At 56.7% G+C, this 22,573-nt stretch carries 18 protein-coding genes; 6 read left to right on the top strand and 12 right to left on the bottom strand.

The features are described from left to right. Nucleotides 1-30: 30 nt before the first annotated feature. The 3 genes from NHG65_RS22775 to NHG65_RS22765 all read right to left on the bottom strand — a co-directional run bounded on the left by NHG65_RS22775 (nt 31) and on the right by NHG65_RS22765 (nt 2,854). Entirely contained in the window at nt 31-477 is a 447-nt protein-coding gene (locus NHG65_RS22775; RefSeq protein WP_099062128.1) for a hypothetical protein, read from the bottom strand. A 185-nt stretch (nt 478-662) separates the two neighbouring features. Further along, on the bottom strand, nt 663-1,439 hold the full coding sequence (exuR, locus tag NHG65_RS22770) for a transcriptional regulator ExuR (RefSeq protein WP_085119120.1): 777 nt from the start codon (nt 1,437-1,439) through the stop codon (nt 663-665). Nucleotides 1,440-1,555: 116 nt separating this feature from the next. Beyond that, nucleotides 1,556-2,854 carry an MFS transporter gene (locus NHG65_RS22765; protein ID WP_219017053.1) on the bottom strand — a complete coding sequence of 433 codons (1,299 nt, stop codon included), beginning with the start codon at nt 2,852-2,854 and terminating at the stop codon, nt 1,556-1,558. Between the two features lie 387 nt (nt 2,855-3,241). Between NHG65_RS22765 and uxaC the strand changes: the two genes are divergently transcribed. Continuing rightward, on the top strand, nt 3,242-4,654 hold the full coding sequence (gene uxaC, locus NHG65_RS22760; RefSeq protein WP_261463319.1) for a glucuronate isomerase: 1,413 nt from the start codon (nt 3,242-3,244) through the stop codon (nt 4,652-4,654). 20 nt (nt 4,655-4,674) lie between these two features. Next, entirely contained in the window at nt 4,675-6,165 is a 1,491-nt protein-coding gene (locus NHG65_RS22755) for a UxaA family hydrolase (RefSeq protein ID WP_499182713.1), read from the top strand. Nucleotides 6,166-6,230: 65 nt separating this feature from the next. On the opposite strand, the gene sstT is transcribed toward NHG65_RS22755, so the two are convergent. The 5 genes from sstT to NHG65_RS22730 all read right to left on the bottom strand — a co-directional run bounded on the left by sstT (nt 6,231) and on the right by NHG65_RS22730 (nt 11,259). After that, nucleotides 6,231-7,466 carry a serine/threonine transporter SstT gene (gene sstT / locus NHG65_RS22750; RefSeq protein ID WP_099062132.1) on the bottom strand — a complete coding sequence of 412 codons (1,236 nt, stop codon included), beginning with the start codon at nt 7,464-7,466 and terminating at the stop codon, nt 6,231-6,233. A 264-nt stretch (nt 7,467-7,730) separates the two neighbouring features. Continuing rightward, nucleotides 7,731-8,708, bottom strand: coding sequence for a TerC family protein (locus tag NHG65_RS22745; protein ID WP_099062133.1), 978 nt, complete (start codon nt 8,706-8,708; stop codon nt 7,731-7,733). Nucleotides 8,709-8,966: 258 nt separating this feature from the next. Continuing rightward, on the bottom strand, nt 8,967-9,698 hold the full coding sequence (locus tag NHG65_RS22740; RefSeq protein ID WP_219017050.1) for a glutamine amidotransferase: 732 nt from the start codon (nt 9,696-9,698) through the stop codon (nt 8,967-8,969). Nucleotide 9,699: 1 nt separating this feature from the next. Then, nucleotides 9,700-10,680, bottom strand: a complete 981-nt coding sequence (locus NHG65_RS22735) for a Gfo/Idh/MocA family protein (RefSeq protein ID WP_099062135.1) — start codon at nt 10,678-10,680, stop codon at nt 9,700-9,702. 72 nt (nt 10,681-10,752) lie between these two features. Then, nucleotides 10,753-11,259 (bottom strand): M48 metallopeptidase family protein, encoded by a 507-nt coding sequence (locus tag NHG65_RS22730; protein ID WP_099062136.1) that lies wholly within the window; start codon nt 11,257-11,259, stop codon nt 10,753-10,755. A 149-nt stretch (nt 11,260-11,408) separates the two neighbouring features. Here NHG65_RS22730 and rlmG point away from each other — a divergent pair, with 149 nt between their 5' ends. Further along, complete coding sequence (rlmG, locus tag NHG65_RS22725) at nt 11,409-12,548, top strand: 23S rRNA (guanine(1835)-N(2))-methyltransferase RlmG (protein ID WP_099062137.1); 1,140 nt, start codon at nt 11,409-11,411, stop codon at nt 12,546-12,548. Here the strand turns inward: rlmG and NHG65_RS22720 are convergent. The 3 genes from NHG65_RS22720 to NHG65_RS22710 form a co-directional block, all read right to left on the bottom strand. Continuing rightward, on the bottom strand, nt 12,542-13,732 hold the full coding sequence (locus NHG65_RS22720) for a type II toxin-antitoxin system HipA family toxin (RefSeq protein ID WP_275881002.1): 1,191 nt from the start codon (nt 13,730-13,732) through the stop codon (nt 12,542-12,544). The two genes, rlmG and NHG65_RS22720, sit on opposite strands and share 7 nt — an antisense overlap. A 58-nt stretch (nt 13,733-13,790) precedes the next feature. Next, the gene (locus NHG65_RS22715; protein WP_499182712.1) at nt 13,791-14,063 is read right to left on the bottom strand and encodes a helix-turn-helix domain-containing protein; all 273 of its coding nucleotides are present in this window, start codon (nt 14,061-14,063) and stop codon (nt 13,791-13,793) included. 86 nt (nt 14,064-14,149) lie between these two features. Next, a complete protein-coding gene (locus NHG65_RS22710; RefSeq protein WP_099062140.1) occupies nt 14,150-16,171 on the bottom strand; it encodes an NADPH-dependent 2,4-dienoyl-CoA reductase in 2,022 nt (673 codons plus the stop codon). A gap of 425 nt (nt 16,172-16,596) precedes the next feature. Between NHG65_RS22710 and NHG65_RS22705 the strand changes: the two genes are divergently transcribed. Beyond that, nucleotides 16,597-18,216 (top strand): ABC-F family ATP-binding cassette domain-containing protein, encoded by a 1,620-nt coding sequence (locus tag NHG65_RS22705; protein ID WP_499182711.1) that lies wholly within the window; start codon nt 16,597-16,599, stop codon nt 18,214-18,216. A 27-nt stretch (nt 18,217-18,243) separates the two neighbouring features. Here the strand turns inward: NHG65_RS22705 and pdxR are convergent, their stop codons facing one another. Then, a complete protein-coding gene (pdxR, locus tag NHG65_RS22700) occupies nt 18,244-19,710 on the bottom strand; it encodes a MocR-like pyridoxine biosynthesis transcription factor PdxR (RefSeq protein WP_207977379.1) in 1,467 nt (488 codons plus the stop codon). Between the two features lie 128 nt (nt 19,711-19,838). On the opposite strand from pdxR, the gene NHG65_RS22695 reads away from it, so the two are divergent. Both NHG65_RS22695 and NHG65_RS22690 read left to right on the top strand, forming a co-directional pair. Beyond that, nucleotides 19,839-21,104 carry a 4-aminobutyrate--2-oxoglutarate transaminase gene (locus NHG65_RS22695; protein ID WP_085119098.1) on the top strand — a complete coding sequence of 422 codons (1,266 nt, stop codon included), beginning with the start codon at nt 19,839-19,841 and terminating at the stop codon, nt 21,102-21,104. Nucleotides 21,105-21,117: 13 nt separating this feature from the next. After that, nucleotides 21,118-22,572: an NAD-dependent succinate-semialdehyde dehydrogenase gene (locus NHG65_RS22690; RefSeq protein WP_499182710.1), complete on the top strand. Its 1,455-nt coding sequence runs from the start codon at nt 21,118-21,120 to the stop codon at nt 22,570-22,572. The last annotated feature ends 1 nt before the right edge of the window (nt 22,573 follow it).

The raw sequence follows: 22,573 nt of genomic DNA, 5'->3' as shown, positions 1-22,573 counted from the left end.
TTTAGTGGGTTCTAATCGGTGCGACACCGGTCAAGAGTGATACGTCAGCGTGCCACGATAAAGCATATTACTTTCTTTCCAGCCACCCAGCCTGTTTTGCTGCTGCGGGGTATGCAGCGTCCAGTTGACCTGGGCAAGCCGGTTTGGCGCAGGTGATTTCTGACGCGGGAGTCGAGTGTTGTGGCCCAACTCAGTGGCTAACGAATAAACCGGCAGCAGTTGGGTGGGGACGGGTAGCGAACCGGGGTAAGAATGTACCCGCGGCAGCAGCAGCGGCATTTTACCTGGCGCTTTACGTCGCAATTCTGCCGGTGACCGGTAAACCGGGTCCTCTGGGGAAAACACCGGTTCAGCTAGCGATGGCTGGCTGTTCAGTGCGGTGGGAATGGCTTTGGAAGACGCCGCGCATAGCTTTTGGCCGGAGACCGAACCGGTCCAGCAAAAAAGAGCAATAAGCATGGCAAACAACCAGCGCATGTATTCGCGTCCCGCCCCGTAGCAGAGGGTAAAAAAGTGGCTCAACTTTACCAAAATAGCACGATTGGCAACAGGGAAATCTACGTTGCCAGCGGTGAAATACTACACGGCAAACCGCCGTTCAGGCATCGATTCAGCGGATTTTACAATACCTGACATAACACTACGGTTTTTGACTGCCTGAGCTATTTATTTTCTGCGGTCACGTTGTCCAAATGAACCACCGGGTTATCGGCAAACAGATAGCGGTCAGCGTTGTATTCAAAATCGTCACTGGTGGCGTTGAACAGCATTTGCTTGGTATTTTCCAGGTGCTGCCACATGGCCAGTTTGGCGGCATAAGGATCTTTGCGTATCAATGCCTTGAGGATCTGATCGTGATCGTCACACCAGCTGGCGATGGAGCGGTCGTCGATATGTTCATGCAGCTTGATCCAATAAGGATTATTCACGCGCTGCACCCACATTTTTTCCACGATGGTGGCCATTGCGGTGTTCTGGGTGGCCAGCGCGACTTGCACGTGGAATTTCAAATCCCACTGCGAATCGCGGAAGCGATCTTCCTTGCGTGCCTGTTCCTGGATCTCCATCAACTGAACGATGTCTTGTTTGGTGACCTGGGTGGCGGCGAACTCGGCAATGTTGCTTTCAATCAGTTGGCGCGCCTGTAGCAGTTCGAATGGCCCTGCGGTGGCAAACTCAATGCTGTCACCCGGTATCACCAGGTTTTTCTGCTGGTTGGACATCACGTGGATCCCGGAGCCTTTGCGCACGTCAACATAGCCTTCCACTTCCAGCATGATGATAGCCTCCCGCACCACGGTGCGACTGACGTTCATCTCTTCGGCAATGTAGCGTTCGGCCGGCAGTTTATCGCCCACCGGGTACCGACCGCTTTCAATACGCTGCTTAAGCTCGGCGGCCAGTTGCTGATACAGGCGTCTGGTTTCAGTGAATTCCATAGTGAATGCTCTTAGGGTAGGGAGGGTCGTGTGACCATGGATTTGTTATACCACTTATCCGGCAGAGCTACCAGTGGACGCGGGGGAACGCCCGGCACAGCGGCCGGGCGGTGGGGTTAACTGCGTGCCGGGGCCGGCTGCAGCGGGTCTTCCTGCGGCTCGGAGGCCGGTCGATTTTGCAGAATGGTCCAGATAGCGATGGCGCCGAGGATATCGAATACCGACAGTGCAGCGAATAACGGGCTGAAGCCCAGGGTATCGGCCAATGCACCGACCACCAGGGCAAACATGGTGCTGGCGGTCCAGGCTGCCATGCCGGTCAGGCCGTTGGCGGTGGCCACTTCATTGCGACCAAATACGTCAGAAGACAGGGTAATCAGTGCGCCAGACAGCGCCTGATGGGCAAAGCCACCGACGCACAGCAGTGCGATAGCCGCATAAGGGCTGGTGAACAGGCCGATCATACCGGGGCCAATCATCAATACCGCCCCCATAGTGACCACCAACTTGCGCGAAACGATCAGGTTCACCTTGAAGTGTTTCTGGAAAAACGGTGGCAGGTAGCCGCCAACGATGCAGCCGAGATCGGCGAACAGCATCGGCATCCAGGCGAACATGGCGATCTCTTTCAGGTTAAAACCGTAGGCTTTGAACATGAATAACGGGATCCAGGCATTGAAGGTGCCCCAGGCCGGCTCTGCCAGAAAGCGCGGCAGTGCGATGCCCCAGAACTGGCGGTTGCGCACAATCTGCCAGGCGGACATTTTCTTGGCGTTGTTGGTTTGGTGTTGGGCTTCCTGGCCTTCGAGAATGTAATCGCGTTCCTCATTGCTGAGTTTTTTCTGGTCTTTCGGGTGCTTATAGAAGATCAGCCAGCAGATGGCCCAAATCAGGCTCAGTACGCCGGTGATGATAAACGCCATTTCCCAACTGTGTGCCACGATGGCCCAGACCACCAGCGGTGGGGCGAGCATGCCGCCGATCGACGAGCCCACGTTGAAGTAGCCCACGGCGATCGAACGCTCTTTGGCCGGGAACCACTCGCTGCTGGCTTTCAGCCCTGCGGGGATCATCGCTGCCTCCGCCATGCCCACGGCGCCGCGTGCCAGTGCCAGTCCGCCCCAGCTGTTGGCGAGTGCGGTACCCATACAAAACAGCGCCCACAGAATGGCGAACATGGCGTAACCCACTTTGGTACCCAGTACGTCCAGCACGTATCCCGCCACCGGTTGCATCAGGGTGTAGCAGGCAGAATACGCCGCGACAATATAGGAGTACTGCTGCGTGGTGATATGTAAGGTCCCTTCCAGCGTCGGTGCTGCAACGGCTATCGCATTACGAGTCAGGTAACCCAGCACGGTGCCGATGGTCACCAGCCCGATCATGTACCAGCGTAACCCTTTAATTTTACGCATCCAAAATATCTCCCAGTCTTCAATAGGTGGCGCCGAGATGGCGGCAGCGTTTTAGGGGGCTCCCCCTTTTCGTTGTTCTGCGCCGGCCTGTCCGTCACCGACGTATTCCCGCCGCATGAACGACTGGGTGGCGAGACAATAACTTGTCATACAGATTTAAAAGTTGAGTGATATCACAAAAGCCGTTTTTCAATTGGGCAATACTGTTTGCTGGATAATTATGCGATTCAGGCGGCTTTTTGCCGTAAAACTGCCGGTTAACGGCCTTTTATGGACGATGGCGCCAAGGCAGAGGGTGATATTTTGCTGGACGCTCAGTAAAATTGGTGTGATAACTTTGTCGCATTGGACACAGTGTCGAACGGCAAGCAAGGTGAGGAGCCAGATATGGCGACGTTTTTAAACGAAGATTTCCTGTTGGGCAGTGAGTTTGCCCGGCGTTTGTATCATGACTATGCGGCAGACCAACCGATCTTTGACTATCACTGCCATTTACCGCCGGAGCAGATCGCCGAGAACACCCGCTTCAAAAATTTATATGAAATCTGGCTAAAGGGCGATCACTACAAATGGCGGGCGATGCGCACCAACGGTGTGGCTGAGCGACTCTGTACCGGTGATGCCAGCGATCGTGAAAAGTTCGACGCCTGGGCTGCCACCGTGCCGCACACCCTGGGTAACCCACTTTACCACTGGACCCATCTGGAGCTGCGTCGCCCGTTCGGTATTACCGGCACGTTGCTTTCCCCGACGACGGCGGACGATATCTGGCAGCGCGGCAACGCCTTGCTGGCGCAGGAGGATTTCAGAGCGCGTGGCATCATGCAGCAAATGAATGTGAAGATGGTCGGAACTACCGACGATCCGATCGACGATTTGCGCCACCATAAAGCGATTGCGGCCGACAGCAGTTTCGACATCAAGGTGCTGCCAAGCTGGCGACCGGACAAGGCGTTCAATATTGATGCGCCGGGTTTCAATGATTACCTGCAAAAACTGGAAGCGGCAGCGGATATCAATATTGGCCGCTTTAGTGCGCTGTGTGACGCGTTGAAAAAACGTATGGATCATTTTGCCGCTCATGGCTGCAAGGTGGCTGACCATGCGCTGGACGTGGTGGTGTATGGCGAAGCGGACGAAAGCGCACTGGACGCTATTTTAACGGCACGCCTGAGCGGCAAGCTGCCTACCTCGGAGCAGAGTGCTCAGTTCAAAAGCGCGGTGCTGCTGTTCCTGGCCGCCGAATATCAGCGCCGCGAATGGGTGCAGCAGTATCACATCGGTGCGCTGCGCAATAACAACAGCCGCATGCTGGCCAGCGTGGGCCCGGATATTGGCTTCGATTCTATTAACGACCGGCCGTTGGCGGAGCCGCTTTCTCGCCTGCTGGATGCCCAGGCACGCCAGGGCGGGTTACCGAAAACCATTCTGTATTGCCTTAATCCGCGCGACAACGAAGTGATCGGCACCATGGTCGGCAACTTCCAGGGGGAAGGCACGCCGGGCAAGATGCAGTTTGGCTCTGGCTGGTGGTTCAACGATCAAAAAGACGGTATGCAGCGGCAGATGACGCAGTTGGCACAGTTGGGCCTGCTGAGCCGTTTTGTCGGCATGCTGACCGACAGCCGTAGCTTCCTGTCTTATACCCGTCATGAATACTTCCGCCGTATCCTTTGCCAGATGATCGGCCGCTGGGTGGAGGACGGTGAAGTGCCGGCGGATATCACGCTGCTGGGTGAGATGGTGAAAAACATCTGCTTCGACAATGCCAAAAACTATTTCGCCATTGAACTGGCGTAGCCGTTGCCCGAGGTGGGTTTATGCAAAGCATGGTAAAAATTCATTCGCTGGATAATGTCGCGGTAGCGCTGCGCGATCTGGCCGCCGGCGAAACGCTGGAACTGGAGACACAGGCCATTCGGCTGGTACAACCGGTGACGCGCGGGCATAAGTTTGCCTTGCAGCCGATCGCCGCCGGTGAAGCGATCATCAAGTACGGTCTGCCGATCGGGCATGCATTGGAAGCCATCGAGCCGGGTGAACATATTCACTCGCAAAATGCCAAAACCAACCTGAACGATCTCGACAGCTATCTGTATCAACCGGCCTTTTCCACGTTACCGCCACAGGCTGCGGATCGAGAGGTTCAGCTTTACCGCCGGCGCAGCGGGGAGGTGGGAGTCCGCAACGAGCTGTGGATCGTGCCGACCGTCGGCTGCGTTAACGGTATTGCCCGGCAGATCCAGCAGCGTTTTCTGAAGGAAACTCAGGATGCGCAGGGGATCGACGGCGTACATCTTTTCAGCCATCCGTTTGGCTGTTCGCAACTGGGTCAGGATCACGAGAACACCCGCACCATGCTGCAAAATATGGTGCGCCACCCGAACGCCGGGGCGGTGTTGGTGATTGGCCTGGGGTGTGAGAACAACCAGGTGGATGTGTTCCGCAGCACGCTGGGTGCGACCGATGAGCAGCGGGTACGCTTTATGGTGTGCCAACAGCAGGACGATGAGGTCGAGGCTGGGTTGGAGCAACTGCACGCCCTGTATCAGGTGATGCGCGATGACCGTCGCCAGCCGGGCAAACTGAGCGAGTTGAAGTTCGGACTGGAGTGCGGCGGATCGGACGGCCTGTCCGGCATTACCGCCAACCCACTGCTGGGACGTTTCTCCGACTACCTGATCGCCAACGGCGGCACCACGGTACTGACTGAAGTGCCAGAGATGTTTGGTGCCGAACGGATCCTGATGAGCCGCTGCCGCGATAGGGCGACCTTCGAGAAGACCGTCAGCATGGTGAACGACTTCAAACAGTACTTTATCGCCCATAAACAGCCGATTTATGAAAACCCCTCGCCGGGCAATAAAGCCGGCGGCATTACCACGCTGGAGGAAAAATCCCTCGGCTGTACGCAGAAAGCCGGGCAGAGCCAGGTGGTGGACGTGCTGAAATATGGCGAACGCCTGCGGCAGCCCGGATTAAACCTGCTCAGTGCACCGGGTAATGATGCGGTGGCGACCAGCGCGCTGGCCGGTGCCGGCTGTCATATGGTGTTGTTCAGTACCGGGCGCGGCACGCCCTATGGCGGTTTCGTGCCGACGGTGAAGTTGGCCACCAACAGCGAACTGGCGGCGAAGAAACCCCACTGGATTGATTTTGACGCCGGTCGGCTGATCCACGGTACTCCGATGGAAAGCCTGCTGGAGCAGTTTGTCGATCTGATTGTGGCTATTGCCAATGGTCAGGCGGCGCGTAATGAAGTGAATGACTTCCGTGAACTGGCGATTTTTAAAAGCGGGGTGACATTGTAGGACTGTGGTCTTGAGGCCAAAAAAAGGCGCCCGATAACGAGCGCCTTGTCGCATTAGCTTAAAAATTAACGCACTTTCAATGGATCTTCATCCGCCAGACGTTGGTCTTCCGCCTGGCAAGCTGCCGCGGTGAACAGTACGTCGGTAGAAGAATTCAGCGCGGTCTCGGCAGAGTCTTGCAGTACGCCGATGATAAAGCCGACGGCAACCACCTGCATAGCCACGTCGTTCGGGATACCGAACATGTTGCACGCCAACGGGATCAGCAACAGCGAACCCCCGGCCACGCCGGAAGCCCCGCAGGCACAGACCGCCGCGACAATGCTCAACAGCAGCGCGGTTGGGATATCAACTGGCACACCCAGGGTATGCACTGCCGCCAGCGTCAGCACGGTAATGGTGATCGCCGCACCGGCCATATTGATGGTCGCGCCCAATGGGATGGAAACCGAGTAGGTGTCTTCGTTCAGATTCAGCTTTTTGCACAGTTCCATATTCACCGGAATATTGGCGGCTGAGCTACGGGTGAAGAATGCGGTCACGCCACTTTCGCGCAGGCAGGCAAACACCAGCGGATAAGGGTTGCGACGGATTTTCCAGAACACGATCAGCGGGTTCAGCACCAGTGCGACCAGCAGCATACAGCCGATCAACACCACCAGCAGTTGGGCATAACCCCACAGCGCACTGAAGCCGGTTTCTGCCAGTGTCGAAGCCACCAGGCCGAAGATACCGAGAGGGGCGCAGCGGATCACCGCACGCACTACCATGGTGACCGCATGCGACATATCGTTAATCAGCGATTTAGTGGTGTCGGAGGAGTGGCGCAGCGCCAGTCCCAGACCCACAGCCCAGGCCAGAATACCGATATAGTTAGCGCTAATCAGCGCCTGGAACGGGTTGGCTACCACGCTCAGCAGCAGGCCTTTCAGCACCTCTATAATGCCGCCCGGTGGGTTGATGTCGGTATTACCGGCCACCAGCGCCAGATTGGACGGGAACATAAAGCTGACCACGACCGCCACCAGCGCTGCAGCGAAGGTACCCAGCAGGTAGAGGAACAGGATCGGCCGGATATTGGTTTTCTGCCCGTGTTTATGATTGGCAATGGAGGCCATCACCAACACCAGCACCAATACCGGTGCCACCGCTTTCAATGCACCAACAAACAGCGCACCCAGCAGACCCACTGCCGAAGCCGTTGCCGGTGAGACCAGCGCGATGATAATACCGGCCACCAGGCCGACCATGATTTGTTTGACCAGACTGCCCTGAGTGATCTTTTGTAGTAGTTTTTGCATAGTGCTTTTCTTCCCGATGATGTTGCTTACAGCTTTATCTCGGCGGGAACCTCGCCGGACAACTTTATTTGTATCTGTAACCAAGTGTGTTTGCCAAATCAGTATTCAGTAAACCAATGGGGTTGGAAAGGGCCAGCGGTGAAATTCTAAGGGCGGATCAACTCTTGATAACATACTGGTTACATTTGTGTGATCGCAATAACGTTTGGCGTTTGGGACGAATTGCCAAACAATCACGGGGCGACTAGCGCCCCGGATAACAGATTATGGAGCTTTATTATTGGCCAGGCGGTCATTCCGGCGGTTAACCCAGGCGTTGATCAACAACGTCAGCGTCAGAATACTGGCGACTACGCCGAGCGAAACACCGATCGGGATGTGGAATAAATCGATAATCAGCATCTTGACGCCGATAAACATCAGGATCAACGACAGGCCGTATTTCAGCATCGAGAAGCGCTCAGCCACATTAGCCAGCAGGAAGTACATGGCGCGCAGGCCCATGATGGCGAACAGGTTAGAGGTCAGTACGATAAACGGATCCGTGGTCACGGCAAAGATAGCCGGGATGCTGTCGACCGCAAAGATCACATCACTCAGTTCCACCAGGATCAGCACCAGCACCAGCGGTGTAGCAAACAGCAGGCCGTTGCGGCGCACGAAGAAGCGCTCACCTTCCAGGTTGTCGGTCATGCGCAGGTGACTACGCAGCCATTTCACCAGCGGCTTGTCGCCAATCGCTCCACCATCTTCCTTCGCCAGCGCCATCTTGATACCGGTGAACAGCAGGAAAGCGCCGAACAGGTACAGCAGCCATTGGAACTGGGTCACCAGCCAGCTACCGGCGAAGATCATGATGGTACGCAGTACGATCGCGCCCAACACGCCAAAAATCAGCACCCGACGCTGCAGGTTGGCCGGAACGGCAAAGTAACTGAACAGCATCAGCCAGACGAAGACGTTATCAACCGCCAGTGCTTTTTCGATCAGGTAACCGGTGAGGAAGGCCAGTGCCTGAGTATCGGCGACGGCACGTCCGGCAGTTTGGTTCAGGTAGTACCAGAAACCCAGGTTGAACAGCAGAGACAGGCTGACCCACACCAGTGACCAACTGGCGGCCTGCTTCAGCGTCATGGTATGTGCGCCTTTGCGGCCCTGCAGCAGGAGGTCGATTGCGAGCATCACAACTATGATGGCGGCAAAGCTGCCCCATAACCAAGGTGTGCCAACGGTATTCATCATCAGAGGTATCCTTCAAAAACAAAAACGGCCAACGTCGGAAGACGCTAGCCGCTCTTATGAACGCTGCAAGCAAACCTCGCCTTCCGGCAAGGTCTCACTTACAACGTTGATGAAGGTGCACCTTAGTGCGCCCTGACATCAGGTTGCCCGGTAACCGGGTGCTTGCGCACCGTAATGACGATTAACCGGCAATGAAGTTACTCCCCTTTGCACGGCAGAAAGTAATGCAAAATGTGTCAGTGGTCAACGTTTATTGCGTTACCCGGCCAGGGCTTTTTGTGCGCCGAGGCTGACGACAAACCCTTGCAACAGCAGTCGGCTGAATGGGGTATCGCTAACCTGCTGTTGCTTAAGCTGATACTCCTCCTGTTGCTGCGGATAGAGCTCGCCAAGCCAGCTCAGATACTGGTGCATCACCGCGCCGTTAAATTCCGGATGGAACTGGGTGGTCAGCACTTGCTCGCCATAACTGAGGATCTGGTAAGCATCCTGCTGCGAACGTGCCAGCACCACGGCGCTGGCAGGGGGCGTCAATACGCTCTGCGCGTGGATCAGATTCGCCTTGAAGCGCGGTGGCAGCATCGCCATCCGCCGGTCATTGGCGGCGGCGGGCAACAGTTCTATCTCCAGCGTGCCGACCTCCATGCCCTGCGGGTGATAGCCGACTTCCCCGCCAAGCGCATAGGCCAGCAGCTGGTGGCCGTAGCAGGCGCCAAAAATAGGCAGTTTGATCAGCATGGCCTGTCGCAGCCATTCTGCGGCCTGTTCACTCCAGGGCAACTGCTCGGTGACCATCGCCGGTGAACCAGTGATCACCACGCCAGAGTAGTGTTGCGGCGGCAGCGGTTGTTCGCCTGCGGGAAGATGCACGATCTGTACGCGATCGGCATCAATGTTTCCCTGTTGCAGGAACATGCCGTCGAAATTGGCTTTTTCCTGGCGGATCACCTCCGGCGCGTCGCCGGTTTGCATCAGTAATAACGGCTTCATGTCATGCTCCGTCGGCAGGAAATACCACGCCGGTCTGGCGGCGGATTTCGGTCAGCAGGCGGGCGATAATCAGCGAATTCTCTAACCCCGGATGTTCCACCTGCCGTTTTTCCACCAGTTCGGCGAACACTTGCGCTTCATACAGCATGGTATTGATATGCTGCGGCTGGGTCAGATCCTGGCGCTGACCACCGCGCGGCGTTAGTACCACGCCCTGACACTCCGAAATTTTCTCAATCATCAGCGTGCCTTCTTCACCCTGGATCTCGCTCGGAATGTCAGAGTTGCTCACCTTGGAGTGGGAGAGGGTCACATCGAAATCGCCGTAATTGAGGCAGGCGGTGCCGTGCGCATCAACGCCGGTATCCAGCAAGCTCGCGCTGGCGATCACCGATTGAGGCTCGCCGAACAGTGCCACGGCACTGGCCAGGCAGTAATAACCAATGTCCATGATCGAACCGTTGGAAAACTGCGGGTTGAAGGTGTTTGGGTTTTCACCAGCCAGATAGCGTGGGTAGCGTGAGGAGTACTGGCAGTAATTGATAAAGGCTTTGCGCAGGCGGCCGATTTTCGGCAGCGTTTGTTGCAGCGTCAGGAAATTGGGCAAATGGGCGCTTTTAAAGGCTTCGAACAGTACTACCTGATTTTCACGTGCACAGGCCACCAGCTTCTCGGCTTCGCGCAGGTTGGATACCAGTGGCTTTTCGCAAATCACGTGCTTTTTATGGCTGAGGAACAGCAGCGACTGCTGGCAGTGCAGGCTATTGGGGCTGGCGATGTAAACCGCGTCGATGGCGTCCGACTGGGCCAGCGCCTCAAGGGAATCGAAAAACAGACTGACGGGGTAGTTGGCACCAAATGCCTGCGCCTGTTCGAGCTTGCGCGAATAGACGGCGGTCAGCTTCAGCTTGCCGCTTTCGTGTGCGGCGTCAATAAAGCGTTCCGTAATCCAGTTGGTACCAACAACGGCAAAGCGAATCATAGATATCTCCGGTTCCCAGGCGACGGGTAGAAAGAATCAGATTATCACGGCATTTACCGAAGGCGAATCCTGCTATGCATACAGATTGCCAAACACGGAGAGGTGGGTCAGATACAGCCGGGTATCGAACTCCAGTTGATGGTAATTGGGTTCCATATGGCAACACAGGCTGTAGAAGGCTTTGTTGTGGTCTTTCTCTTTCAGGTGCGCCAGTTCATGCACCACGATCATGCGCAGAAACGGCTCCGGTGCCAGCTTGAATACCGTCGCCACGCGGATTTCTGCCTTGGCCTTCAGCTTGCCGCCCTGCACGCGGGAAATGGCGGTGTGCATGCCGAGTGCGTGTTTCATTACCTGGATTTTACCGTCGTAGGCCACTTTGCTCAGCGGCTGAGCATTGCGCAGATACTGGTTTTTCAGATCGACGGTAAACTGATAAAGCGACTTGTCGGTGGTGCAGTCGTGCACCTGGGGATAGCGCTGCAACAGCACCTCACCCAGACGTTGCTGGTCGATCAACTGCTGCACCTGGCTTTGCAGATGTTCAGAGTAACCCTGCAGGTAAGTCAGTTCGGACATCGTCTTCCCGTATTGGCCATAATTCAGCGGGTCATTGTATGATGTTTTTTCGCGCAAAGCCCGCAAAGGGCAATTTATCCGAAAAAACATTTTACTGCCGGACGTTTTTAGGGGATAAACAGCCCAAATTTTATCAGTCAGGAGGGGCAATGAGCCAACTCGATCTGGGAACACAGCAACTTGAGCTGGAACGTTATCCCCAACAGGAAGAATCCACCCAACTACAGGCGTGGGAAGCGGCGGACGAATATCTGCTGCAACAGCTTGAAAATGTAAACATTGGCGATCGTCCGGTGCTGATTTTCAACGACAACTTTGGCACGCTGGCCTGTGCGCTGCACGGTCATCAGCCATACAGCATCAGCGATTCCTATATGAGCCAGTTGGCCACGCGCCATAACCTGAAGCTCAATGAATTGGATCCGGAGCAGGTTACGCTGCTGGACACCCTGGCCGAATTGCCTGCGTCACCGGCGGTGGTGTTGATCCGTATTCCTAAAGCGTTGGCACTGCTGGAACAGCAACTGCGTGCGTTGCGTGATGTGGTGGCACCGGACACGGTGATCATCGCCGGGGCTAAAGCGCGTGACGTGCATACCTCGACCATGCAGCTGTTTGAAAAAGTGCTCGGTCCTACTCGCACCAGCCTGGCATGGAAGAAAGCGCGGTTGATCCACTGTGACGTCGCCGACATCGTGCCACCGGTAGCGCCGGTAACCACCAACTGGGTGCTGGACGGTACCGATTGGATTATCCACAACCATGCCAACGTGTTCTCACGCAGCAACCTGGATATTGGCGCACGCCTGTTCCTGGATCATCTGCCGCATGACATTGAAGGCCACATCATCGATCTGGGCTGCGGCAACGGTATCATCGGCATGGCCGCATTGATGCAGAACCCGCAAGCGCAGGTGAGCTTTGTTGATGAGTCCTACATGGCGGTGGCCTCCAGCGAACTGAACGTGGAACATAACTTGCCGCAGGATATGGATCGTTGTCAGTTTGAAGTGAATAACTCACTGGCGGGGATTGAGCGTGAAAGCGTGCAGGCGGTGCTGTGTAACCCCCCATTCCACCAGCAGCATGCGATTACCGATCACACCGCCTGGCAGATGTTCTGTGACGCCAAGCGTTGCCTGCAGGTAGGAGGCGAGCTGCGCATCGTTGGTAACCGCCATCTGGATTACCACCAGAAACTGAAGCGTTTGTTCGGCAACTGCACCCTGATCGCATCCAACAAGAAGTTCGTGATCCTGAAAGCGGTGAAATCTGGCGCACGTTACTGATTGGCAGAGCGTAGCGCCAGCCATTTTCCATCAATATCTCGTTGAATCTCTTTGGCTAATGCGGTTGGTACCCCGACCGCATTAGCCTGTTGTTGGAAATGGCTTACCACGCTGTAAATTTCTTCGGCCATATTCATTGCGGCCTTGGCGTTTGCCAAACCTGCCTGCCCGGCCATCATCGTCATTGCCGATGCGGTAATTTGCGAACCGTTACCGTTAAAAGCCGTCATATGCTGACCATAAGGCGAAGGGCTATAAACGATGTCATAGCAGGGGGATAGCCGCCAGTTGTCTTGATCATCGGCCAGAAAAGCAAAGTTCTTGGCATGATCGTCCTGATTTACCGTCAGATAATTGAACAAGGCTCGTCGTAGTAATTTTCTGGCTTCTTCCACACCGCAGAGTATTCGGGTCGCCTTAATCAGATCGACATAATCCAGTGAAGGTTCGCGGAATGGGGCATCCAATAATCCGCTGGCAGAAATCATGTGCCAACGGCCATGGCCGCCAACACAGTCAAAGCGATCTTGCTGGAGCCAATGGCGGTCTTTACCGATATTGAGCAAAGTAAAGTCTGCAACTTCTATTCCCGCTTGCCGTGCCATCATCATATAAACGTATTCGATCTGGCTTTCACTGTGGCCAAGGGCAAACTTCTCTGACGTTAGCTTCACCAAAAGCTTCTTGCCGATGGCATTCTGTTGAGTAGAAAAAGTGCCATCAGCTAACCGAGTGACGCTTAGTTTTGGCCGTGCTCCTCCTGATCCGCCGGCATTCATCAAATGAGCAATCAGGTGTGACTCCGTCCCTTCAAATTCCTTAACGGCTTCGTTCCCTAGCGTTATCAACGTTAAATCGGGTGAGTTATCCTGATGGGAGAATGGCAAGTCAGGCTCATAAAATAAAGCACCAAACCCACGTTCACCGGTAAAGGCCAACCGTTCCAATACGCTAATTTTTCTGGGGTTATAACCATGGGTTCGAAATACTCGATCCATCAAATAAAGCCCCCAACCGTCCGGCAGACTATCGGCAAAAATGCCCTGTAGCCCGTAATGCGGCTGTTGGGGCGCCTGATGTAAAGCGTTATCCCAGGGTAAGTTGAAGGGGGACAGTGAACTCTGATGAGAGGCTAAATAGCTTTCGTCGTAACGGAAATAAACACCAGTGGTGTTTTCTGCCAACTGCCCAACATTTTGCACATTGCCATCGCTCAGACGGCGCTTTACCCACAGAGGGACATTAAGCACTCTTCAATACCTCCTCGATAGTTTGCGGCTTATTTTGGCTTTTGGTCAGTTGATGCAGTTCATTTAGATTGCCAAGAGCGTCATAGAGCATCAGGAACTGACGCAATGAGATATTGCCGCTGGCTTCGAATTTGCGGATGGTGCTGTTGGGTACCCCGGAGACTTTAGCCAAGGCGGTGACTGATAATTTACGGCGTTTACGCAATTGCTTCAGATAGTCCTGCAAGGCAAGCTGCGTATCGTAGGGGGTGTGTAGGGAAATCATGGTGCACCTATGACGACCTTAATTGCTACTATTATAGCAATTAAGGTCGTATATAGGCATTTTTTGCCACTATAGTGGCAGATTTTTTACAGTGCCATAGCCAGCCGCGTGCCTTGATCGATAGCGCGGCGGGCATCCAGCTCGGCGGCGACGTCCGCTCCACCAATCAAATGCACCGTTTTGCCCATCGCCAGCAGCGGTTGCTGCAGTTCACGACGCGGTTCCTGCCCGGCGCAGATAATCACCGTGTCGACCGGCAAGCAGCTTTCCTGCTCGGCTCGCGAAATATGCAACCCTTCATCGTCAATACGCTGATAATTCACGCTATTGAGCATTTTTACGCCGCGCATCGCCAGACTGGTGCGGTGGATCCAACCGGTGGTTTTCCCCAGGCCTTCGCCCACTTTGCTGGTTTTGCGTTGCAGCAGATAGATTTGCCGGGCCGCACGCGCCGCCACGGGCCCCTGGGCTGCCAGTCCGCCGCGTTGGTTGAGCTGGTCGTCGATGCCCCATTCACGGTTAAACTCAGCCTGATCCAGGCTGCTCGATACCCCGTGCTGGCTGAGGTACTCGGCAGTGTCGAAGCCGATGCCGCCGGCACCGATAATCGCCACCCGCTGGCCGACCGGTTTTTTGTCACGCAGTACATCCAGATAGGTCAGGACTCTGGCGTTATCAATACCGGGGATCTCCGGGGTTCGTGGCACGATGCCGCAGGCGAGGATCACTTCGTCAAATTCAGCCAGATCGGCCGCCGTCACCCAACTGCCCAGCTTTAGCGTGACTTCCAGCAGTGCCAGTTGGCGGCGGAAGTAGCGCAGGGTTTCATGGAATTCTTCTTTGCCGGGGATCTGTTTGGCAATATTGAACTGGCCGCCAATCTGATCGGCGGCGTCGAACAACGTCACCCGGTGGCCACGGCTGGCGGCGGTGGTAGCAAACGCCAGTCCGGCCGGTCCGGCACCGATCACCGCCAGTTTCTTCGGTTTTTCTGCCGCGATCAGGGGCATTTCGGTTTCGCGGCAGGCGCGTGGGTTAACCAGGCAAGAGGTGAGTTTGCCTTCAAAAATCTGGTCGAGGCAGGCCTGATTACAACCAATGCAGGTATTGATCTCGTCGGCACGGCCCTCGGCCGCTTTTTGCACAAAGGCGGCGTCGGCCAGGAACGGGCGAGCCATCGATACCATGTCGGCGCAGCCGTCTGCCAGCACTTGCTCTGCGACTGCCGGATCGTTAATGCGGTTGGTGGTGATCAGCGGAATGCGCACTTTGCCCATCAGCTTACGGGTCACCCAACTGAAACCGGCGCGCGGCACCATGGTGGCGATGGTCGGAATACGCGCCTCATGCCAGCCGATGCCGGTGTTGATAATCGTCGCACCCGCCTGCTCAACCGCCAGCGCCAACTGCTCGATCTCCTGCCAGCTGGAACCGTCCTCTACCAGATCCAACATCGAAAGACGGTAAATCAGAATGAAGTCGCTGCCGACAGCCTGCCGCACGGCCCGGACGATCTCCACGGCAAAGCGCATGCGGTTGCTGAAGCTGCCGCCCCATTGGTCGTCGCGCTGGTTGGTGCGCGACACCAGGAATTGGTTGATCAAATAGCCTTCGGAACCCATCACCTCGACGCCATCGTAACCGGCCTGCTGTGCCAGTGCCGCGCATTGGGCGAAGTCGGCGATAGTCTGCAGAATGTCTGCTTCGCTCAGCGCGGTGGGGGCGAAGGGATTGATCGGTGCCTGCAGCGCGGAGGGCGCGACCGGCTGCGGCTGATAGCTGTAGCGGCCAGCATGCAGGATTTGCAGCGCAATTTTGCCGCCGGCCTGATGGACGGCCTCGGTGACAATGCGGTGATGACTGACCTGCTGTGGCTGGCTGAGGGTGGAGCCGCCGCGGTACACCACGCCTTTTTCATTGGGGGCGATACCGCCGGTGACGATCAGCGCCACGCCGGCGGCCGCGCGTTCGGCATAGAAAGCAGCCATACGCTCGGGGCCATTGGGCAGTTCTTCCAGGCCGGTGTGCATCGATCCCATCAGCACCCGATTTTTCAGGGTGGTGAAGCCGAGATCCAGCGGCGCCAGCAGGTGTGGGTAATTGCTCATTGCAGTCTCCATCGCTCATCCCCCCGCATCTTTCAAACTGCAGCGTTGTTGGCCGCGTTCGTTCACCCCAGTCACTTACCAAAGTAAGCTCCAGGGGACTCTCAAACTTGCCGCCTAACTGCAGCTCGAAAGCTTTTGGGTATGATCAGTTGTTATTATTATGTACGACCAAGTGGTCGGATGAGATAAATCTAGCCGTTGTCACTGCCGTTGGGAATCTGTGTTGCGCTGAATGTGATAGATGTCATGGATCTTTATTGTTGTTTGCATCGTGAACAACAAATCGGTTAGCATTTGTGCGTTGTCAATTCCTTCTCTCTGCGGAGTCATCACCGAAAATGAACAAACACGCCTGTTGATATCTTGTCCCACGTTGAGCACACCGGTGCCATGTGGGGATGTTTTGATCTCATCCAGGAGTGCTTATGGCTCATTTTGCGCAGTCCCCTCATTTTGTTTTACATCAACTGACCTGCCAGTTTGCTGACGGCGAAACGCTGTTCGGTCCGTTGGATCTCACTTTCGATCAACAGCACTGCGGCCTGGTTGGGCGCAACGGCGTCGGAAAAACTCGTCTGCTACGGCTGATTGCCGGGCTGGATCTGCCCGGTGGTGGGCATGTCGAATCCCATGCTTCATTGGCCTACGTAGCGCAGCAGCCAGACATCGCGCCACAGACCACGCTGGCCCAACTGCTGGGCTACGGCGAGACCTTTGCCGCACTGACCCGCCTTGAGCAGGGGCGACCGCAGTCGGACGATATCGATCGTCTGGAAGGGCAGTGGGATCTGAACGATCGTTTGCAGGCTGCATTTGCCACCGCCGGGTTACCGGCTTTCGATCCGCAACGGCCGGTGAAGGATCTCAGTGGTGGCGAACGGATGCGCGCCGCATTGTGCGGCGCGATGCTGGGTAACGCCGACTTCTTGTTATTGGACGAACCGACCAACCATCTTGATACTCGCGCTCGCGAGGGGTTATATCAGCAGTTAGAAAGCTGGCGCGGCGGTTTGCTGGTCGCCAGCCACGATCGACAACTGCTGGCGCGCATGCAGCGTATTGTCGAGCTGACGCCCGGCGCACTGCACAGCTACGGCGGTAACTACCATGATTATCGCCACCAGCGTGAGCTGGAGCAGCAGGCGGCACGTGCCGGGCTGGAACATGCGCGTCAGGAACGTCGGCGCACTCGTGCCCGACAGCAGAAAGAGCACGACATCAGCCAGCGGCGCTCTGCACAGACGCTGAAAACCGTCGATACGCTGAACATCGCCTCTTTTGAGCGCGTGGCTTACAAGGCCGCGGCCAAAGAGAGCCTGGGTACGCTGCGCAAACAGCATCAGGAGCAGAAAGGCTCCCTCGATGCCGCGGTGCGTGAAGCCTGGCAGCGGGTGGAGGAAGACAGCCCGGTAATGTTGACCCTGCCGGGCAGCGCTGTGGCGGCGGGCAAACAGGTTCTGGTGCTGGAACAGCTGCAACTGCCTTTTATCACTATGCCGCCGTTGGATTTACGTATCGATGGCCCGATGCGCGTGGCGCTGACCGGCCCGAATGGCTGCGGTAAATCCACCTTGCTGAAGGTGATCCTGGGGCAATGGGCAGCCAGGGGTGGTCGTTGCCACTGTCCGCTGCCGACGGCTTATCTCGACCAAAACCTTTCCCAACTCGATCTGTCGCTTTCGGTGGTTGAACACCTTGGCTTGCAGGATTCGCCGCTCAACGAGGGCAGGATGCGTAGCCAGTTGGCACAGTTACAGCTAAACGCCGAACGGGTGCTGTTGCCGCTGGCGGCGCTGAGTGGCGGTGAGCGATTGAAAGCGGCGTTGGCCTGCATGCTGTGGCGGCAGGAGCCAGCGCAGTTGTTGTTGCTGGATGAACCGACCAACCACCTGGATCTGGCGTCGTCGCTGGCTATCGAGGCTGCACTGGCCAGTTTTCCCGGTGCGATGCTGGTGGTTTCCCACGATGAGGCATTTCTGCAGGCGTTAAAATTGACCCACCGTTTACAGTGGCGGCAGGAAGGGTGGCAACTTCAGGTCTTTTGATGGAAGACCGTGGCCGCTAGTTTCGTTTCAGGGATTAATGCATTCCAGCAGCAGGGTAAAGGCGGCGGCCATTTGTTCTTCCGGCACGCAGGCGAAGCCCATCAGCAGGCCACGGCGATGGTTGGGCAGCATGTAGTAACGCGACAGCGGTCGCACCAGTACGCCGCGTTCGTTGGCGGCGGCGGCGATCGCGACATCGTCAGCCTGGTCCGGCAGGTTAAGGATCAGGTGCAGCCCGGCGTTGTTGTTGAATTCGCTCAACGCTTGTTTGCCCAGGTGCTGCTCGATCAACGCAGTTAAAAACGCCCGGCGTCGGGCATACAACAGCCGCATGCGACGGATATGCGCGGTGTAGTGGCCTTCCTGAATAAACTGCGCCAGTGCGGTCTGGATCAGCAGGTGACCGCCGCGGTACAGCTCGGCATGGGCGGTTTTCAGCGCCGCCATCAAGGGTTTTGGCAACACCACGTAACCCAGCCGCAGCGCCGGGTACAGCGTTTTACTGAAGGTGCCGATATAGATCACCGGCGCGTCGGCTTCCAGTCCCTGCAACGCCGGGATCGGCTGGCCGGAAAAGCGGAATTCACTGTCGTAGTCATCCTCAACGATCCAACTGCCGCCGTTGCGCGCCAGCGCCAGCAAGCGTTGTCGCCGCGCCAGACTCATCACCGATCCCAGCGGATATTGGTGCGACGGAGTAACAAATATCAGTCGCGGTGCACCTGTGGGCTGCTCCGGCGGTACCATGCCGGCCTCATCAACCGCCAGCGGGCAGATATTCACGTCGTTCATCCGCAGGATATTGCGGATCCCCCAATAGCCCGGTTCTTCAATCCAGGCGTCGTCCCCAGGATTGCACAGCAGCCGCGTCACCAGATCTATCGCCTGATGGATGCCTTCGGTAATCAGAATTTGCTCCGGCGAACAGCGTACCGAGCGCGCCACGCGCAGATAATCCACCAGCGCATGCTGCAATTCAGGACTGCCACCCTGGTTGCTGTAGGTCAGCCGCTGTGGGGCTGGGCGGCGACTGATCCGTGCCTGTATCTTGCTGAATAACTGGTGTGGGAAGGCATTCACATCGGGCACGCCGGGAATAAACGCCCCCCATTGTTTGGGGCTGGCACTGGCGTGATGTAACAGGGCGGCCCCGCGTTCCGACAGTTCAATACCCCGTTGTTCTCCGTCACTGCCTGCGGGTGCGCTGGCAGTGGATAAACAACTATCCGGTACGGTTTCGGCGACGAATGTGCCACTTCCGGCGCGTGCCAGCACATATCCTTCTGCCAGTAATTGTTCATAAACGGTTAAAACCGTGTTGCGTGAAAGGCTAAGCTCTTGCGCCAGATCGCGTGAGGCGGGCAGGCGGCTGGAGGGCGGCAGGCTGCCGTCCAGAATGCTGGTGCGGATCGCGTTATATAGCCGTTTATGCAGCTTGTCATCGGGCTGTTCGCCGAGACGCTGCAATAACAGGTCACCACTCAGTGAGCGCAATTGGATCCCTCAATTAATCGTAACTGGCTCTCGATTATAGGGCCACATCCTGTGTAAATAAACGTCATTGTTTCACGAATGTGAACGAAACGTACAGATGGCACCGCCCACCGACCGGAGAGAACAACATGAAAAACGCAGAATTGAATCAACGCCGTCAGGATGCCACCCCGCGTGGGGTAGGTGTGATGTGTGATTTTTACGCAGAGCGCGCAGAGAACGCCACGCTGTGGGATGTCGAAGGCAATGAAGTGATCGATTTCGCCTCCGGTATTGCGGTACTGAATACCGGGCACCGCCACCCTAAGGTGATCGCCGCGATTGAAAAGCAGCTGAAGGCCTTCACCCACACCGCTTACCAAATTGTTCCTTACGAAAGCTACGTCACCCTGGCGGAACGTATCAACCAGCGTGCGCCAATCGAAGGCCCATGCAAAACCGCCTTCTTCACCACCGGTGCAGAAGCGGTAGAGAACGCGGTCAAAATTGCCCGTGCCCATACCGGTCGCCCAGGGCTTATCACCTTTGGCGGTGGTTTCCACGGCCGTACCTATATGACCATGGCGCTGACCGGCAAAGTGGCACCTTACAAGCTGGGCTTCGGACCCTTCCCCGGTTCGGTGTTCCACGGGCAATACCCGAATGCGCTGTACGGCGTGACCACCGAAGACGCGATGAACAGCCTGGAACGCATCTTTAAAGCGGATATCGATCCCAAGCAGGTCGCGGCCATCGTGCTGGAGCCGGTACAGGGCGAGGGCGGTTTCAACATCGCACCGGCCGAATTCATGCAAGCGCTGCGTACGCTGTGCGACGAGCACGGCATTCTGCTGATTGCCGACGAAGTACAAACCGGGTTTGCCCGTACCGGCAAACTGTTCGCCATGGATCATTACAGCGTGAAGCCCGACCTTATCACCATGGCGAAAAGCCTGGCGGGCGGTATGCCGCTGTCGGCGGTGGCAGGGCGTGCCGAAGTGATGGACGCTCCGGCACCGGGTGGGCTGGGTGGTACCTATGCCGGTAATCCACTGGCAGTGGCGGCAGCGCTGGCGGTACTGGAGGTGATTGAAGAAGAACAACTGTGCCAGCGTTCGCAACGTCTGGGTCAGCATCTGGTGGAAGTGTTGCAGCAGGCGCGCCAGACCAGCCCGGCGATCGTGGATATCCGCGCGCAGGGTTCGATGGTCGCGGTGGAGTTCAACGATCCGAAGACCGGCAAGCCTTCGGCGGAGATTACCCGCCAGGTGCAGCAGAAAGCGTTGGCAGAAGGCCTGTTGCTGCTGAGCTGCGGCGTCAATGGCAACGTGATCCGCTTCCTGTACCCGCTGACCATTCCTGAAGATCAGTTCACCAAGGCCCTGGGTATTCTTTCTCGCGCGCTGGCCCAATAAGGAGTGATCGGCAATGAAATTGAATAATCCCGAGCTGCTGCGCAGCCAGTGCCTGATTAACGGTGAGTGGTGCGATGCGCTGAGCGGCAAGCGTGAAGCGGTGATCAACCCGGCGACCGGCGTCGAATTGGCCAGTATTCCGCTGGTCAGCGGCGAAGAAACCCAGCAGGCGATCAACGCGGCGCAGGTGGCGCAGCAGGGCTGGAAACAACTGACGGCCAAGCAACGTTCCGCATTGCTGCTGGCCTGGGCCGACAAGGTACTGGCAGCGCAGGAAGATTTGGCGCAGCTGATGACTGCGGAGCAGGGCAAGTCATTGGCGGAAGCGCGTGGCGAAGTGGCCTATGCCGCTTCGTTTATCACCTGGTTTGCCGAAGAAGCTAAACGGGTCGACGGGGTGGTATTGCAGGCGCCGCTGGCCTCACAGCGCCTGGTGGTGGTCAAACAACCGATTGGCGTTTGCGCGGCGATCACGCCGTGGAACTTCCCGGCGGCGATGATCACCCGCAAGGTAGCACCGGCGTTGGCAGCAGGCTGCGCCATTATCGTTAAACCGGCGGAACAAACGCCGCTGACCGCGCTGGCGTTAGGCAAGCTGGCGCAGGATGCCGGTATTCCGGCGGGCGTATTGCAGGTGGTCACCGGCGATGCTGCTCAGGTGGGTAAAGTGCTGTGCGACAGCCCGGTAGTACGCAAACTGAGTTTTACCGGTTCGACCGAGGTCGGCCGCATTCTGATGGCGCAGTGCGCGCCAACCATCAAAAAACTGTCGCTGGAACTGGGCGGCAATGCGCCGGTGATCGTGTTCGACGACGCCAACCTGGACGCGGCGGTGGCGGGCATTATGTCCTCCAAATTCCGCAACAGCGGCCAGACCTGCGTTTGCGCCAACCGTATCTATGTACAGGACGGCATTTATGACCGTCTGGTGGACAAACTGGTGGCGGCGGTCGAACAACTGAAAGTCGGCGACGGCAGCCAGGAGGGCACCACACAGGGGCCGTTGATCGACCAGGACGCAGTGGAAAAAGTACAAAGCCACATCGACGATGCGTTGATCAAGGGTGCGCAGATCGCTATCGGCGGTCAGCCACACGCGCTGGGACGGACTTTCTTCCAGCCGACGGTCGTGACTGGGGTGACGCAAAAAATGCGCTTCGCCAAAGAAGAAACCTTTGGCCCGGTAGCGCCGCTGTTCCGTTTCCATGATGAGGCGGAAGCCATCGCCATGGCCAACGATACCGAATTCGGCCTGGCAGCCTATCTGTTCACGCAGAACGCCTCGCGCCAGTGGCGGGTACCTGAAGCGTTGGAATACGGCATGGTCGGCATCAATACCGGACTGATTTCCAACGAAGTCGCGCCGTTTGGCGGCGTGAAGCAGTCAGGGCTCGGACGTGAAGGATCGCGTTACGGGATTGAAGAATATCTGGAGCTGAAATACCTGTGTATCGATGTGAGCTGTTAAC

The sequence above is a fragment of the Serratia myotis genome (genome assembly GCF_027474885.1).
GTDB classification, from domain to species: domain Bacteria; phylum Pseudomonadota; class Gammaproteobacteria; order Enterobacterales; family Enterobacteriaceae; genus Serratia; species Serratia proteamaculans.
Note: the sequence above shows the minus strand (reverse complement) of the source record. Positions and strands in the feature narration are given on the sequence as shown.